Source organism: Paracidovorax citrulli, assembly GCF_900100305.1.
GTDB lineage: Bacteria > Pseudomonadota > Gammaproteobacteria > Burkholderiales > Burkholderiaceae_C > Paracidovorax > Paracidovorax citrulli.
Genome location: NZ_FNEY01000041.1, coordinates 1 through 14,334, shown reverse-complemented (window position 1 = coordinate 14,334; position 14,334 = coordinate 1). Strand labels below are relative to the sequence as shown.

At 69.9% G+C, this 14,334-nt stretch carries 12 protein-coding genes and 1 pseudogene; 8 read left to right on the top strand and 5 right to left on the bottom strand.

All coding sequences use genetic code 11. The annotated features are described in order from the left end of the window. Positions 1-18: 18 nt before the first annotated feature. Both BLR99_RS20220 and BLR99_RS20215 read left to right on the top strand, forming a co-directional pair. Entirely contained in the window at positions 19-1,929 is a 1,911-nt protein-coding gene (locus tag BLR99_RS20220) for a B12-binding domain-containing radical SAM protein (RefSeq protein WP_017438754.1), read from the top strand. Positions 1,930-2,088: 159 nt separating this feature from the next. Then, the gene (locus BLR99_RS20215; RefSeq protein ID WP_011793295.1) at positions 2,089-3,957 is read left to right on the top strand and encodes a methyl-accepting chemotaxis protein; all 1,869 of its coding nucleotides are present in this window, start codon (positions 2,089-2,091) and stop codon (positions 3,955-3,957) included. A 54-nt stretch (positions 3,958-4,011) separates the two neighbouring features. Here BLR99_RS20215 and BLR99_RS20210 read toward each other — a convergent pair whose 3' ends face one another. Further along, the gene (locus tag BLR99_RS20210; protein WP_228193918.1) at positions 4,012-5,436 is read right to left on the bottom strand and encodes an AsmA family protein; all 1,425 of its coding nucleotides are present in this window, start codon (positions 5,434-5,436) and stop codon (positions 4,012-4,014) included. A 210-nt stretch (positions 5,437-5,646) separates the two neighbouring features. Here BLR99_RS20210 and BLR99_RS20205 point away from each other — a divergent pair, with 210 nt between their 5' ends. Beyond that, complete coding sequence (locus BLR99_RS20205) at positions 5,647-6,948, top strand: solute carrier family 23 protein (RefSeq protein ID WP_011793293.1); 1,302 nt, start codon at positions 5,647-5,649, stop codon at positions 6,946-6,948. Between the two features lie 17 nt (positions 6,949-6,965). Here the strand turns inward: BLR99_RS20205 and BLR99_RS20200 are convergent, their stop codons facing one another. Further along, on the bottom strand, positions 6,966-7,691 hold the full coding sequence (locus BLR99_RS20200; RefSeq protein ID WP_011793292.1) for a TFIIB-type zinc ribbon-containing protein: 726 nt from the start codon (positions 7,689-7,691) through the stop codon (positions 6,966-6,968). A gap of 172 nt (positions 7,692-7,863) precedes the next feature. Here BLR99_RS20200 and scpC point away from each other — a divergent pair, with 172 nt between their 5' ends. Both scpC and BLR99_RS20190 read left to right on the top strand, forming a co-directional pair. Then, entirely contained in the window at positions 7,864-9,387 is a 1,524-nt protein-coding gene (gene scpC / locus BLR99_RS20195) for a succinyl-CoA:acetate CoA-transferase ScpC (protein WP_011793291.1), read from the top strand. Between the two features lie 103 nt (positions 9,388-9,490). Then, the gene (locus tag BLR99_RS20190; RefSeq protein ID WP_011793290.1) at positions 9,491-9,913 is read left to right on the top strand and encodes a hotdog fold thioesterase; all 423 of its coding nucleotides are present in this window, start codon (positions 9,491-9,493) and stop codon (positions 9,911-9,913) included. Positions 9,914-9,998: 85 nt separating this feature from the next. Here BLR99_RS20190 and BLR99_RS20185 read toward each other — a convergent pair whose 3' ends face one another. Beyond that, entirely contained in the window at positions 9,999-10,595 is a 597-nt protein-coding gene (locus tag BLR99_RS20185; protein ID WP_011793289.1) for a cob(I)yrinic acid a,c-diamide adenosyltransferase, read from the bottom strand. Between the two features lie 157 nt (positions 10,596-10,752). On the opposite strand from BLR99_RS20185, the gene BLR99_RS20180 reads away from it, so the two are divergent. Continuing rightward, a complete protein-coding gene (locus BLR99_RS20180; RefSeq protein ID WP_011793288.1) occupies positions 10,753-11,151 on the top strand; it encodes an EF-hand domain-containing protein in 399 nt (132 codons plus the stop codon). A gap of 121 nt (positions 11,152-11,272) precedes the next feature. Here the strand turns inward: BLR99_RS20180 and BLR99_RS20175 are convergent, their stop codons facing one another. Further along, a complete protein-coding gene (locus BLR99_RS20175) occupies positions 11,273-11,572 on the bottom strand; it encodes a hypothetical protein (protein ID WP_133246143.1) in 300 nt (99 codons plus the stop codon). 479 nt (positions 11,573-12,051) lie between these two features. On the opposite strand from BLR99_RS20175, the gene BLR99_RS20170 reads away from it, so the two are divergent. After that, positions 12,052-13,476, top strand: coding sequence for an FAD-binding oxidoreductase (locus BLR99_RS20170; RefSeq protein WP_011793286.1), 1,425 nt, complete (start codon positions 12,052-12,054; stop codon positions 13,474-13,476). Beyond that, positions 13,473-13,796, top strand: coding sequence for a YciI family protein (locus tag BLR99_RS20165; RefSeq protein WP_011793285.1), 324 nt, complete (start codon positions 13,473-13,475; stop codon positions 13,794-13,796). Before BLR99_RS20170 ends, BLR99_RS20165 begins: the two co-directional genes overlap by 4 nt. A gap of 26 nt (positions 13,797-13,822) precedes the next feature. Here BLR99_RS20165 and BLR99_RS20160 read toward each other — a convergent pair. Then, positions 13,823-14,334, bottom strand: a pseudogene (locus tag BLR99_RS20160) (IS5 family transposase); the annotation flags it as partial.

The following is a 14,334-nucleotide window of genomic DNA, read 5'->3' as shown; positions in this document are numbered from 1 at the left end:
CGCCTCCCCACGCCTTCCATGCCCGATTCCGCCTGCCGCGTGCTGGCCGTCATCCCGCCGATGACGCAGCTCAACACGCCCTACCCCTCCACCGCCTACCTCACGGGCTTCCTGCGCTCGCGCGGCGTCGCGGCGTTCCAGGAGGACCTGGCACTGGCGCTCGTGCTGCGGCTGCTCTCGCCCGAGGGGCTGAAGAACGTGGCCGAACGGGTACAGGGAATGCCGGAAAAACGGCGCACCCCCGCCGTGCAGTCGTTCGCTGCGCAGCAGGACCGGTACCTGGCCACCGTCGGCCCGGCCATCGCCTTTCTGCAGGGCCGCGACAGCACGCTGGCGCACCGCATCGTCGGGCGCCACTACCTGCCCGAGGGGCCGCGCTTCGCTTCGCTGGACGTGTACGTCGACGATGAGGGCGGCGACCCGCTGGGCTGGGCCTTCGGCGCCCTGGGCCTGCAGGACAAGGCCAAGCACCTGGCCACGCTCTACCTGAACGACCTGGCCGACGTGCTGCGCGACGCGGTGGACGAACGCTTCGAGTTCGTGCGCTACGCCGAATCGCTGGCCGGCAGCCAGCCGACCTTCGATCCGCTGGCCGACGCCCTGGCCGCGCCGCCCACCCTGGTGGACGCGTTGCTGCAACAGCTCACGCACGGGGCCGTCGAACGCCACCGGCCGAGCGTGGTACTGCTCTCTGTGCCCTTTCCCGGCTCGGTCTATGCGGCCTTCCGCATCGCGCAGGCCATCAAGGCGCGGTATCCGCACATCGCCACGGTGCTGGGCGGCGGCTTCGTGAACACCGAGCTGCGCGAGCTGTCGGACCCGCGCGTGTTCGACTTTTTCGACTACGTCACGCTCGATGCCGGGGAACGCCCGCTGCTGGCGCTGCTGGAACACCTGGAAGGCCGCCGCGGCCGGCAGCGCCTGGTGCGCACCTTCGTGCGCGGCGAGGACGGCGCCGTGCAGTACGTGAACATGATGGAAGCCGACGTCGCCTTCGCCGAGGTCGGCACGCCCACCTGGGACGGCCTGCCGCTGGACAAATACCTGTCGCTGCTGGACATGCTCAACCCCATGCACCGGCTCTGGAGCGACGGGCGCTGGAACAAGCTCACCGTGGCGCACGGCTGCTACTGGAAGAAGTGCAGCTTCTGCGACGTGGGCCTGGACTACATCGGCCGCTACGAGGGCGCGAGCGCGCAGGTGCTGGCAGACCGCATCCAGGCGATCGTCGCCGAGACCGGGCAGACGGGCTTCCACTTCGTGGACGAGGCCGCGCCACCGAAGGCGCTCAAGGCGCTGGCCACCGAACTCATCGAACGCAATGCCGGCATCAGCTGGTGGGGCAACGTGCGCTTCGAGAAGACCTTCACGCCCGAGCTGGCCGGGCTGCTGGCCGATTCGGGCTGCATCGCGATCTCCGGCGGGCTGGAAGTCGCCTCCGACCGGCTGCTGCAGCTGATGAAGAAGGGCGTCTCGGTGGACCAGGTGGCGCGCGTGACCCGCGCGTTCAGCGAGGCCGGCATCCTCGTGCATGCCTACCTGATGTACGGCTTTCCGACGCAGACCGTGCAGGACACGGTGGATGCGCTCGAATACGTGCGCCAGCTGTTCGCCAACGGCTGCATCCAGAGCGGCTTCTTCCACCGCTTCGCCTGCACCGTGCATTCGCCCGTGGGCCAGAACCCGCAGGAGTACGGCGTGACGCTGGCGCCGCTGCCGCCCGGCGGCTTCGCGAAGAACGACGTGGCCTTCATCGACCCGACCGGCGTGGACCATGACGCGCTCGGTATTGCACTGCGCAAGGCCATCTACAACTACATGCATGGCATCGGGCTCGACGAGGACGTGCGCTCGTGGTTCTCCTTCAAGGTGCCCAAGACCACGGTGGCGCGGCACCGCATCGAGCGGGCGCTTGCGGCACGCATGTAATTAGCGCGGACGCAACACTTCCGGCCCGCGACATGTAACGCTTGGGGTCAACCCCAACCCCCCGTTCACCGTTGTTGCGTCTTGTCACATACTCGGGGCAGGTCGTCGTGCCTCGGGCGCCCGCGCGCCTGTCGCGGCTGCCACGTTCAGAAAGTCGTTATGCAATTCCTACGCCGTCTCTCCCTGGGGTCGCGGCTGGCGCTGGGCTTCGGCCTGCTCCTGCTGCTGCTGGCCATCATCACCGGATTGGGCATCGCCCGCATGTCCACGCTCGACCATACGTCGCAGCAGATCACCACCGAGCTCTACGCCAAGGCGAATGCCAGCCAGCGCATGGGCTACCTGGTGCTGGACATCGCGCGGGCCGCGCGCAACATCATCATCCTGGAAGACCAAGCGCAGATGGCGTCCAACAAGACCGTCATCGACAAGAACACGGCCGAGTTCGCCACCACGATCGCCCAGCTGCGCCAGCTCGAGATGGCGCCGGAGATCCGCAGCCTCATCGACGCCGTGGACGCCAAGTCCAAGGAATACCTCGCCTTCACCACCGACGTGACGGCGCTCGGACTCTCCAACCAGAACCTCGAAGGGCAGAAGCTGCTCTTCGGCCCGCGCTACAAGTCGCAAGGCGAACTGTTGGCGCTGCTGGCCCAGCTCGTGAAGCAGTACGAGGGCGAGATGCGGCAGGCCACCGCCAGCGCCCACGACACCTTCGTGCAGTCGGCCACGGTGCTCGGCGTGGTGGCCCTGGTGGCCGTTCTGGCGGGCATCGCCGGCGCCGTCATGATCACCCGCTCGATCACCGTCCCGATGGCCCGCGCGGTGGACGTGGCCCACGCCGTGGCCGAAGGCGACCTCACCCGCACGGTGGACGACAGCGGCCGCGACGAGGCGGCCCTGCTGCTGCAGTCGCTGCAGACCATGAACGGCAACCTCACCCGCGTGGTGCACCAGATCCGCCAGGCGAGCGACTCCATCGCCACCGGCTCCTCGCAGATCGCCAGCGGCAACGCCGACCTCTCCCAGCGCACGGAGTCGCAGGCGTCCAGCCTGCAGCAGACCGCTGCCTCCATGGAGGAAATGAGCGCGACCATCCGCCAGAACGCCGACACAGCGCGCACGGCCAGCCAGCTCGCCTCCACCGCCAGCCAAGCCGCGAGCCGCGGCGGCGACGTGATGGGCCAGGTGGTCGCGACGATGCAGGACATCTCGGGCAGCTCCAGCAAGATCGCCGACATCATCGGCGTGATCGACGGCATCGCTTTCCAGACCAACATCCTGGCGCTGAACGCGGCCGTGGAGGCTGCCCGCGCGGGCGAGCAGGGCCGCGGATTCGCCGTGGTGGCCGGAGAAGTGCGCGCGCTGGCAGGGCGCAGCGCCGAGGCCGCCAAGGAAATCAAGAACCTCATCGGCCAGAGCGTGGAGAAGGTCGGCGCGGGCACGCGCCTGGTGGACGAAGCTGGCGCCACCATGTCCGACATCGTGCAGCAGGTACAGCGCGTGAGCGATCTGATCGCCGAGATCGACGCCGCCACGCGCGAGCAGAGCGAGGGCATCGGCCAGGTGAACGCGGCCGTGTCCCAGCTCGACCAGGCCACGCAGCAGAACGCCGCGCTGGTGGAGGAGTCCGCTGCCGCGGCCGGCAGCCTGCAACAGCAGGCCGTTCGCCTGACCGAGGCCGTCGGTGTTTTCCGCCTGTCGGGCATGGCCGAGCGCGCGGCACCTGCGCCGGCCCCTGTCCACGTCCCTGCCGCCACGCCCCAGGCCAGTGCGGCACGCCCGGCAGCACGTCCCTCCCCTGCAGCCTCCCCGGCCCTGGGTGGCGGCAAGGCACCGGCCGCGCAACTGGGCAGCACGCCCTCGGCCCCGTCCAGGCCCGCGCAACAGCCAGCGCCGCGCGCGGCCAAGGCTCCCGCGGGTCCGGTTGCGGCCCCCAAGGCACCGGCCCTGCCGGCGGCCGCGACCAGGCCCGCCGCGAAGCCGGCCGCGCACAGCAACGCCGACGACGACTGGACCACGTTCTGAGCTCCTCCGGAGCCAGCCAGCGATGACGAGGCGCCTTCGGGCGCCTTTCTTTTTCTAGTCGGGATCCCGCCGCACCGGCGGCAGGCGGCGTGGTGCCGGCGGCTCCTGCCTGTCTTCTCCGCCGAAGATGCGCCGCACGGTTTCGCCGATGCGAGCGCCCAGGGCCGTGCCCACGCCCGGTGCGACCACCGTGCCCACGGCGGCGCCTGCCAGCGCGGCGGGTGGCAGGCTGAGCGTGGGGTCCTTCACCGTGCCGCCGAATTCGAGCGGCACGCCCACGATGCCGTCCACCAGGTCCACCGCCACGTGGCCGCTCACGCGCTGGTTCTGGACCACGGCGTCGCCAGTGGCGGTGAGCACGCCGGAGGTCGCCTTCAGGTCGCTGTAGCGCACGATGGTGCCGCCGGGATCGGCCTCGGTGCGCACGATGCCCGTCAGGCTGTCGAGCTGGGTCGTGCCGCCCTTGTCGCTGCCGGCGCTGCGGATGGCGGCCTCCAGGTCGAAGGTCAGCAGCTTCGCCCGGGCCACCGTGAAGGACGTGCGCGTCTGGAGCGCCCGCATCGCCGCGGCCGGGTCGTCGCCTTCGGCGATGAGGTCGGTGTGCCCGCTCGCCCGGCCCGACACGATGGAGCGGCGCTCGAAGGCGTCCATGAGCCCCACCACGTCCACCCCGGAAAAGTCGAGCGAGCCGGTCACCCGGTAGCGCTCGCCGGATTCCTGCAGCCGCAGCTCGCCGCGCTCGGTGCGCCCGCCGGCCGTCACGTCGGCGCGCCAGCGGTCTTCGCCTTCTCGTTCGATGGCCAGGCGCGTGGGCGGCGAGGCGCCCTCGCGCTCCAGCAGCCCGCGCACGGGCCGCCATGCGGGCCCGAAATCCACGGAGCCGCCATAGGCCAGGTCACGCCCCTGCCGCCCGATCCAGCGCACGCCCTGCCATTCGGCGTGCTCCACCGGTACCTCGGCGAGCGTGAAGGGCCCGAAGCCGGCCGGGCCGTCCTCTTCGGCATCGCGCACCTTGAACTGCGATAGCGACAGCTGCGGGATGGCCGCGCCCTCCAGCCGCAGCCGCGCCAGGGCGAGCCGCAGGCGCAGCAAGTCGGACCAGCGCGCGTCGGCCACGATACGGTCCGCCGAAACGGGGGCCTCCTGCTCGGTGTGCACGCCGTGCAGCACCACCCGGGGCGCGGGCAGCAGATGCCATTCGAGCCGGTCCACCACGACGGGCACGCCGAGCAAGTCACCGGCGCCATCCCCTGCGCGCCGCGCGAGTTCCTCGTCGGAAGGCAGCCACCACCACACCGCGGCCCCCGCCACCGCCACGAGGGCGGCCGCGGCGGCCACGCCGCCCAGCGTCCACCGCAGGGCCCGACCCAGGACCGTGCGGGCGCCGCGGCGCGGACCGCCGCCCGGTGCGGCCCGGGAAGCCGGCACGGACGCGTCGGCCGGCTCGGCGGACGGAATGGAGGAGGGGGACGTGGGCACGCTGCGCGATCCAGAGGACGGACCACCTTACCGCAGCCATTCCGCTGCACGGGTCGTCCCATTCCTACTCCCGCGTGGGCGGGCGTCGCCAGCGCCTACACTCGCGACGCTTTCCGCACCACCTTTCCCCACCGCGCCGGCGCGGCCACGCCCTGCCCGCGCGCGGAACACCCGGAACGCCTGCACCCAACATCCAAGGAGCCCATCGCCGTGTCCACCCCCTCTTCTTCATATTTCACCCGCTGGCGGCTGGCCTCGCCCGCCGAGGGCGCCGTGGTCGCCCCCGACGAGCGCCTGCCCTGGGGGCACACCGCCGCCATGGGCGTACAGCACGTGATCGCCATGTTCGGGGCCACCGTGCTCGCCCCCATCCTCATGGGGTTCGATCCCAACTTGGCCATCCTGATGAGCGGCCTGGGCACGCTGATCTTCTTCCTCGTGACCGGCGGCCGCGTGCCGAGCTACCTGGGTTCGAGCTTCGCCTTCATCGGCGTGGTGATCGCCGCCACGGGCTATGCCGGCCAGGGACCGAACGCCAACATAGCCGTGGCGCTGGGCGGCATCATCGCCTGCGGCCTGCTCTACACCGTGATCGGCGCCATCGTGCAGGCCGTGGGTACGGGCTGGATCGAGCGCTGCATGCCGCCCGTGGTGACGGGCGCGGTGGTCGCGGTGATCGGCCTCAACCTCGCGCAGGTGCCCATCAAGAACATGGCGGCCAACAATTTCGAGAGCTGGATGCAGGCCGTCACCTTCGTGTGCGTGGGCCTGGTCGCGGTGCTCACGCGCGGCATGCTGCAGCGGCTGCTGATCCTCGTGGGCCTGATCGCCGCCAGCGTGCTGTACGCGCTGCTCACCAACGGCCTGGGCCTGGGCAAGCCGATGGACCTCTCCGGCGTGCTGGCCGCGCCCTGGCTGGGCCTGCCGCGCTTCGCCGCGCCCGCCTTCAGCGCGCCGGCCATGCTGCTGATCGCGCCCGTGGCGGTCATCCTGGTGGCCGAGAACCTCGGCCATATAAAGGCCGTCACGGCCATGACCGGCCGCAACCTCGACCGCTACATGGGCCGCGCTTTCATCGGGGACGGCATCGCCACCATGGCGAGCGGCGCGGTGGGCGGCACGGGCGTGACCACGTATGCCGAGAACATCGGGGTGATGGCCGCCACCAAGATCTATTCCACCGCCGTGTTCCTCGTGGCCGGGCTGATCGCGCTGGTGCTGGGCTTTTCGCCGAAGTTCGGCGCGCTGATCCAGGCCATCCCGCTGCCGGTGATGGGCGGCGTCTCGATCGTGGTGTTCGGCCTCATCGCCGTGGCCGGCGCCAAGATCTGGGTGGACAACCGCGTGGACTTCTCGGACAACAGGAACCTGATCGTGGCCGCCATCACGCTCATCATCGGCACGGGCGACTTCACGCTCAAGTTCGGCGACTTCGCGCTGGGCGGCATCGGCACCGCCACCTTCGGCGCGATCGGGCTCTACGCGCTGCTGAACCTGCGGCGCGGCCGCTGATCCGGGCCTGCAGTCGTTCAGCGCTTCAGCAGCGACCAGACCAGCTCCACCCCGGCCGCGAGCAGGTCGAACCGCTCGGAGGTGGTGGAGGTGAACGCCTCCCGCTGGCGTTCCCGCCGCTCGCGCTCACGCTCGCGTTCCATCGCGATGAGCGCGTCGGCCAGGGCTTCGGGCCGCGCGGGCCCGGCCGCTGCCTGCGCGGCGCGGGCATGGCGCTCCAGCGCCTTGTCCACCGCCTGCGGATCGAGCAGCGACAGGGCCGAGCGGCAGTACGGGCAGGCATGGTCGTTGCGGATGTCCACCGCGCCGCCGCAGGCCGTGCAGGCAATGGTGCCCACGCGCTCGGCCAGCGCCTCGATCTCCAGCGACGAGAGATGGCGCACGAAGCCTTTCTCCACCATGAACGCGCCGAACGTGCTGAACCGGCCGTGGCGCGCCGCGCAGCGGTAGGTGCGGTAGCGGCCGCCCTGGCCCAGGTCGAACCCCGGCTCCAGCGCCTTCGCGCAGCGCGGGCATTGCGTGCGTTCGCCGAGCGGGCGGTGCGCATCGCCGCGGTGCCGGTGCAGCAGCTCGAACAGCTCCAGCACCGCTGCGGGCGCGAGCCGAGTGTTTTCCTGCGGATCGAACCACAGGCCCTGGCAGGCGAAGCACAGATCGATGTGCAGTTCCCCGCCGTCGCGCGCGGCGAAGCGGTGGTTCTCGGCGGGTTGGCGGCAGGAGGGGCAGAGGCTGGGCGCGGGCATCGGAAGCGCATGGTACGGCACGGCCCGGCAGGTCCGCGCACTGTCGGCCGCGTCACTCTGCCGTGCCCCGTGCAGCGGGGGGGCTGCCCGGGCAACGGCTCGGCCGTGCAGTGGCGCTAAGATTTTTGCATCCGCTTCCCCCGGCCCCTGCGACCCTCCACCCGGCTCTTCCATGTCCTCTCCCGAACCCTCCCGCATCCAATGCCCCGTCCTGCGGGACAAGCTCATGACGGCCGAGCAGGCCGCCGCCCTGATTCCCAACGGCGCGCGCGTCGGCATGAGCGGCTTCACCGGCGCCGGCTACCCCAAGGTGGTCCCGCCCGCGCTCGCCGCCCGCATCGAGACGCTGCACGCCGCGGGCGAGCCCTTCAGCATCGGCCTGTGGACGGGCGCCTCCACCGCGCCGGAACTCGACGGCGCGCTCGCGAAGGTGGGCGGCGTGAACATGCGCATGCCCTACCAGTCCGACCCGACCTGCCGCGCGCAGATCAACGCGGGCAAGATGCAGTACGTGGACGCCCACCTCTCCCACGTGGCGCCGTACGTATGGTTCGGCTTCTGGGGCCGGCTCGACGTGGCGGTGATCGAGGTGGCCGGCGTGCTGCCCGACGGGCGGCTGATCCCGTCGTCCTCCGTGGGCAACAACAAGACCTGGCTCGACCAGGCCGACAGGATCATCCTGGAGGTGAACGCATGGCAGCCCGAAGGGCTGGACGGCATGCACGACATCTACTACGGCACCGACCTGCCGCCCAACCGCGTGCCGATCCCGCTGGTCAAGCCCGGCGACCGCATCGGCGAACCCTACCTGCGCTGCGACCCGGCCAAGGTGGTGGCCGTGGTGCCCACCCATTCGCCCGACCGCAACTCCGTCTTCAACCCGCCCGACGACACCTCGCAGCGCATCGCGGGCCACATCATCGAGTTCCTGCAGCATGAAGTGCGTCACGGCCGGCTGCCGCCCACGCTGCTGCCGCTGCAGTCGGGCGTGGGCAACATCGCCAACGCCGTGCTGGCGGGGCTGGACGCCGGCCCCTTCCAGCACCTCACGGCCTACACCGAGGTGCTGCAGGACGGCATGCTGGACATGCTGCGCTCCGGCACGCTGGACAGTGCCTCGGCCACCGCCCTGTCGCTGAGCCCCGCAGCCACCGAGGAATTCACCCGCAACATCGGCTTCTACCGCGAACGCATCGTGCTGCGCCCGCAGGAGATCAGCAACCACCCCGAGCTGATCCGCCGGCTGGGCCTCATCTCGATGAACGGCATGATCGAGGCCGACATCTACGGCAACGTGAATTCCACGCACGTGATGGGCTCGTCCATCATGAACGGCATCGGCGGCTCGGGCGACTACGCGCGCAACGCGTATCTCTCGATCTTCATGACGCCGTCGCTGGCCAAGGGCGGCAGCATCTCGTGCATCGTGCCCATGGCCTCGCACGTGGACCACACCGAGCACGACGTGCAGATCCTCGTCACCGAACAGGGCCTGGCCGACCTGCGCGGCCTCTCGCCCTCGCAGCGCTCGGAGGTGGTGATCGAACGCTGTGCCCACCCCGACTTCCGCCCCGCCCTGCGCGACTACGTGGCCCGCGCCCGCGCGAGCGGCTGCGGCCTGCACACCCCGCACTTGCTGGGCGAGGCGCTGTCGTGGCATGAGCGATACGTGCGCACCGGCACCATGCGCGCCTGAAGGGGCGCGGGCAGTCCGGGAACGCCGGGATGTCACGGCCGGGCCTGCAGGAAAACCGGCGCCTCCCATAATCACCGGATCGCACCTGAAGGAGACATCGCCCATGCCGATCTGGAAGCAGCCCATCGACCTGCACAGCCTGAACCACCCGGCCACGCCGAACGCGGTGACCCACCTGGGCATCGAGTTCACCGAGATCGGCGACGATTTCCTGCGCGCCCGCGTGCCGGTGGACGAACGCACCAAGCAGCCCTTCGGCCTGCTGCACGGCGGCGTGAGCGTGGTGCTGGCCGAGACGCTGGGCTCCGTGGGCGCGTACTACGCCTCGCCCGAGGGCTGCCGCGCGGTGGGCCTGGACATCAACGCCAACCACCTGCGCGCCGCCACCGAGGGCTGGGTGACCGGCACCGCACGGCCCATCCACATCGGCCGCACCACGCACGTGTGGCAGATCGACATGGCCAACGGGGCCGGCGAGCTGACCTGCGTGTCACGGCTGACCATGGCCATCCTCGCGCCGCGCTGATCGTCGCTGCCGGCGGACACCGCCCAGAAATACCGCGCCGTGGCCGCGCCGCCGTCGTGGGAACGGGCGGCATCCGCCGGCATGGTCATGCGCCCGGAAGGGCGTCGCGGCTCTCGTCCTGCGCGGCGGCGCGCGCCATGCGGTCGCTGCGCCAGTACACGTCGTCGCCCCCCTGCATGCGGTTGAGCACCCGGGCGAGCACGAAGAACAGGTCGGACAGGCGGTTCAGGTACTGCCGGGGCGCGGGCCGCAGGCCCTCGGCCTCGCCCAGGGCCACCACGGCACGCTCCGCGCGCCGGGCCACCGTGCGGCAGACATGCGCCTGCGCCGCCGCGCGCGTGCCGGCGGGCAGAATGAATTCCTGCAGGCGCGGCAGCGTGGCGTTGTAGCGCGCCAGGGCCGCATCCAGTTGCGCGAGCGCGCCCTCCTTGAGCAGCTCGAAGCCCGGGATGGACAGCTCGCCGCCCAGGTCGAAGAGCTGGTGCTGCACATCGCCCAGCAACGTGCGCACGTCCTCCGGCAGCGGCTCGCAGAGCAGCAGGCCGATATGGGAGTTGAGCTCGTCCACGTCGCCCATGGCGTGCGGCCGGGCGCTGTGCTTGGAGACGCGGGAGTTGTCGCCCAGGCCGGTGCGTCCGTCGTCGCCCGTGCGCGTGGCAATCTGTGTCAATCGGTTGCCCATGGGAGCCTTCCGGAGGGATTGGGGAGAAGAAGCGCCATTTTCCGTTACATCCGGGGCGCGAATGTGTAGCCGGGCAACAGCGGGCAAAAGCGCTGGCGCCGCCCCGCATGCTGCGGTGCAATGAAGGCCTGTTCAACTTCTACGGAGCCTGACATCCATGCCAGCTACGCAGCAACGACGACCCACCATCACCTTCGATGCCCGCAGCGTGATGCTCTTCGCGGCCATCGCCGTGGGAAGCGCCGCGGCGCATGCGCAGACCTCCCCCACAACGTCCTCGGCGGGAACGCACTCCACGCCATCGCATTCCGGCACCACGTCCATGGGCGCCCACGGGCTCTCCGCTGCGGGCAGCAACCGGGCCACCTTCGGGGGCACGTCTCCCGCCACGTCTGCCAGCGCATCGTTCGACCGCGCGGACGCCGACAAGGATGGAAAGCTGAGCGCCCAGGAGGCCGCCCGCCTGCCCGCCATCAGCCAGCATTTCAAGGAACTGGACACCAACCACGACGGTGCCCTGTCCCGTACCGAATTCGAGGCGGGCGCCAAATCCTGACGCCCTGCCTCCAGCGTCCTGCTGACGTTCTGTGATTGCGCAACTACCACGAGAACTCCAGGACTGACATCCCCCGACCCGACCCGCATGGCAGGAGGCATGCGGGTTTCGGTGCGTCTGGCTACCGGAACTGCCGGGCCTGGAGCATCAACGTCTGGATCTGCTCGACGCGCCGCCATTGTTCCCGCGTCAGCCCGCTGCCCTGGACCGCTTCATCGATGTGCGCCAGGAGCCGCGCCTGTTCAGGGTGGTCCGGCAGCAGGCCGATACTGTGGCGCATGGCGGCCAGCAGCGCGCCAAGTTCCTGCCAAGGCTTGCCGTGGACCGCGGCGACACCACGCTCCACGGCCATGACAACCTCGTCCGCAGGGGTGTGAGGACCGATGTCGAGCAACGCATGGACCGCCTCGATGGGGTGCATGGCGTCTCTGGCGGTGAGCGGAATAGCCTGCTGGAGCGCCGGCCCGCCAGCCCGGCGCAACGCGGCCCGGTCGCGCCTGGGCAGCAGGTCCGCTACCTGCTGCTGCACATCTTCGGGCAGATCGCCGACCCCCCGGGTTGCGCGCCCGGGATCGCTACGGGGGCTGATGGGCCATTCCCCCCGATCCTGTATGGCTGAGGCTGCGACCCGGATTTGCGGACGGTAGCTCGCCCGTGCCGGAGGGCAATGGTGGCCGTTCGGCTCTTGCGCTGGCGGAACGGCCCGGCGTGCAGCAGAAGTTTCCCATGGCGGACTCCTCAAATGGGAAGCGACTCTACAAGCCCCCTGAGCCAGGGCACCGCGTTGCGCGAACGCCGGTGCGCGCTCGCGAAACGCCATAAGCCACCGCTCCGGCCCGTGCCGGAATGCATGCGAACAGACGGATGCCTAGAATGGATCTCCCCCAGGAGACAACCGCCATGAACGCCCCCACCGCCACCGCCCACCTGCTGCCCGAGATCCGACTGCGCCCCGTGCCGCAGGCCTTCATGGACGCGTTGCAGGCACGATTCGGCACCCAGTGCTCGCTGGCCCAGGCCGTGCGCGAGCAGCATGGGCGCGACGAAGGCTCGATGCAGGCGCCGCCGCCCTCGGCCGTGGTCTTCGCCGAGAGCACGCAGGACGTGGCCGATGCCGTGCGCCTCGCCGCGCAGCACGACGTGCCCGTCATTCCGTACGGCGCGGGCTCCTCGCTCGAAGGCCACCTGCTCGCCATCCAGGGCGGCATCAGCATCGACGTCTCGCGCATGAACCGCCTGCTGAGCGTGGATGCCGACGACCTTACCGTGACCGTGCAGCCGGGCATCACGCGCAAGCAGCTCAACGAGGCGATCAAGGACACGGGCCTGTTCTTCCCCATCGACCCGGGCGCGGATGCCAGCATCGGCGGCATGGCCGCCACGCGCGCCAGCGGCACCAACGCCGTGCGCTACGGCACCATGCGCGAGAACGTGCTCGCGCTCGAAGTGGTGACCGCCGCGGGCGAGGCCATCCGCACCGGCACCCGCGCCAAGAAGAGCGCCGCCGGCTACGACCTGACGCGCCTGCTGGTGGGCAGCGAAGGCACGCTGGGCGTCATCACCGAAGTGACCCTGCGCCTTTACCCGCTGCCCGAGGCCGTGAGCGCCGCCATCTGCTCCTTCCCGAGCATCGAGGCCGCCGTGCGCACCGTCATCCAGACCATCCAGCTGGGCGTGCCCATCGCCCGCGTGGAACTGATCGACGCGCACACCGTGCGCATGGTGAACGCCCACAGCAAGCTCGGCCTGCGCGAGGAACCCATGCTGCTGATGGAATTCCACGGCTCGCCCGCCGGCGTGCAGGAACAGGCCGAAACCGTGCAATCCATCGCACAGGAATGGAACGGCAACGCCTTCGAATGGGCCACCACACCCGAGGAACGCACGCGCCTGTGGACCGCGCGGCACAACGCCTACTTCGCCGCCGTGCAGAGCCGCCCCGGCTGCCGCGCCATCAGCACCGACACCTGCGTGCCCATCAGCCGCCTGGCCGACTGCCTGCTCGATTCCGTGACCGAGGCCGACGCCAGCGGCATCCCCTACTTCCTCGTCGGCCACGTGGGCGACGGCAACTTCCACTTCGGCTACCTGATCGACCCCGACAGCGACGACGAGCGCATGGTGGCCGAGCGGCTCAACCACCAGCTCGTCGCACGGGCGCTGGCCATGGGCGGCACCTGCACGGGCGAGCACGGCGTGGGCATCCACAAGATGGGGTTCCTGCTGGACGAGACCGGGCCGGGGGCCGTGGGGATGATGCGGGCGATCAAGCAGGCGCTGGATCCGAAGAACATTTTGAATCCGGGGAAGATTTTCGAGATGTGACGAGCCAGGAGCGCGTCGCCCCATGCTTTTTCGCCGTCCTCTTCACCGACAGGCCCTACCAGGGTGACGTGCGGGCCGCACATCTCCAGGCGCACATTGCCTGGCTGGAGCAGCACAAGGAAATCATTCCGGTCGGGGGCTTGCTGCGGCAGGAAATGGGGCAGACGCCGAAAGGCGGATTGTGGGTGGCCGAAGCGGATTCGAAAGAACAGATCGAAGAGCTGTTGAAGTCGGATCCCTTCTTCATTGCCGGGCTCAGACAAAGCCATGAAATCCTGCATTGGTGCAAAGCCAATGCTGATCGCAAGGCGCTCTTTTGATGCCGGTCTGCTTCTAAGAGCGGCTAACGCCACCGGTCCACAAGCGCGCACAGATGATCGCTGCAGCCAGTTTCAACAGCGCTTCGTGGATGTCCAGCCGCCGCTCGAAGCGAATGCGCAGCTTGCCAAAGCCTGCAAACCATCCATGGGTTCTCTCCACCACCCAGCGATGCCGACCCAGCCGCTCGCGGCTCTCGACGCCTCTTCTGGCAATCCGGCTGGCGATGCCTCGCTTCTTCAGATAGGCACGGCAGCGCGCGTAGTCGTAGCCCTTGTCGGCATGCAGCCTCGATGGCCTGCAACGCGGCTTGCCTCGCAGCCCCTTGATGGCCGGCAAAGCATTGGTGCATTTCTCGAACATCATCGAATCGTGCCGGTTCGCTCCGCTGACCAGCACCACCAGCGGAATGCCCCGCGCGTCTACGACGATGTGCCGCTTGGAGCCGAGTTTTCCCCTGTCCGTGGGGTTGGGGCCCGTTTCCTGGCCCCCCGGGGGCTTGGCACCGACGAGCCATCGATGCTCGCCCAGCTCCAATCG

Coding starts and splice junctions, on each gene's coding strand:
- BLR99_RS20220 (WP_017438754.1), top strand. CDS start 19: ATGCCCGATTCCGCCTGCCGCGTGCTGGCCGTCATCCCGCCGATGACG.
- BLR99_RS20180 (WP_011793288.1), top strand. CDS start 10,753: ATGCCAGCTACGCAGCAACGACGACCCACCATCACCTTCGATGCCCGC.
- BLR99_RS20200 (WP_011793292.1), bottom strand. CDS start 7,691: ATGCCCGCGCCCAGCCTCTGCCCCTCCTGCCGCCAACCCGCCGAGAAC.
- BLR99_RS20190 (WP_011793290.1), top strand. CDS start 9,491: ATGCCGATCTGGAAGCAGCCCATCGACCTGCACAGCCTGAACCACCCG.
- scpC (WP_011793291.1), top strand. CDS start 7,864: ATGTCCTCTCCCGAACCCTCCCGCATCCAATGCCCCGTCCTGCGGGAC.
- BLR99_RS20215 (WP_011793295.1), top strand. CDS start 2,089: ATGCAATTCCTACGCCGTCTCTCCCTGGGGTCGCGGCTGGCGCTGGGC.
- BLR99_RS20175 (WP_133246143.1), bottom strand. CDS start 11,572: ATGCACCCCATCGAGGCGGTCCATGCGTTGCTCGACATCGGTCCTCAC.
- BLR99_RS20170 (WP_011793286.1), top strand. CDS start 12,052: ATGAACGCCCCCACCGCCACCGCCCACCTGCTGCCCGAGATCCGACTG.
- BLR99_RS20185 (WP_011793289.1), bottom strand. CDS start 10,595: ATGGGCAACCGATTGACACAGATTGCCACGCGCACGGGCGACGACGGA.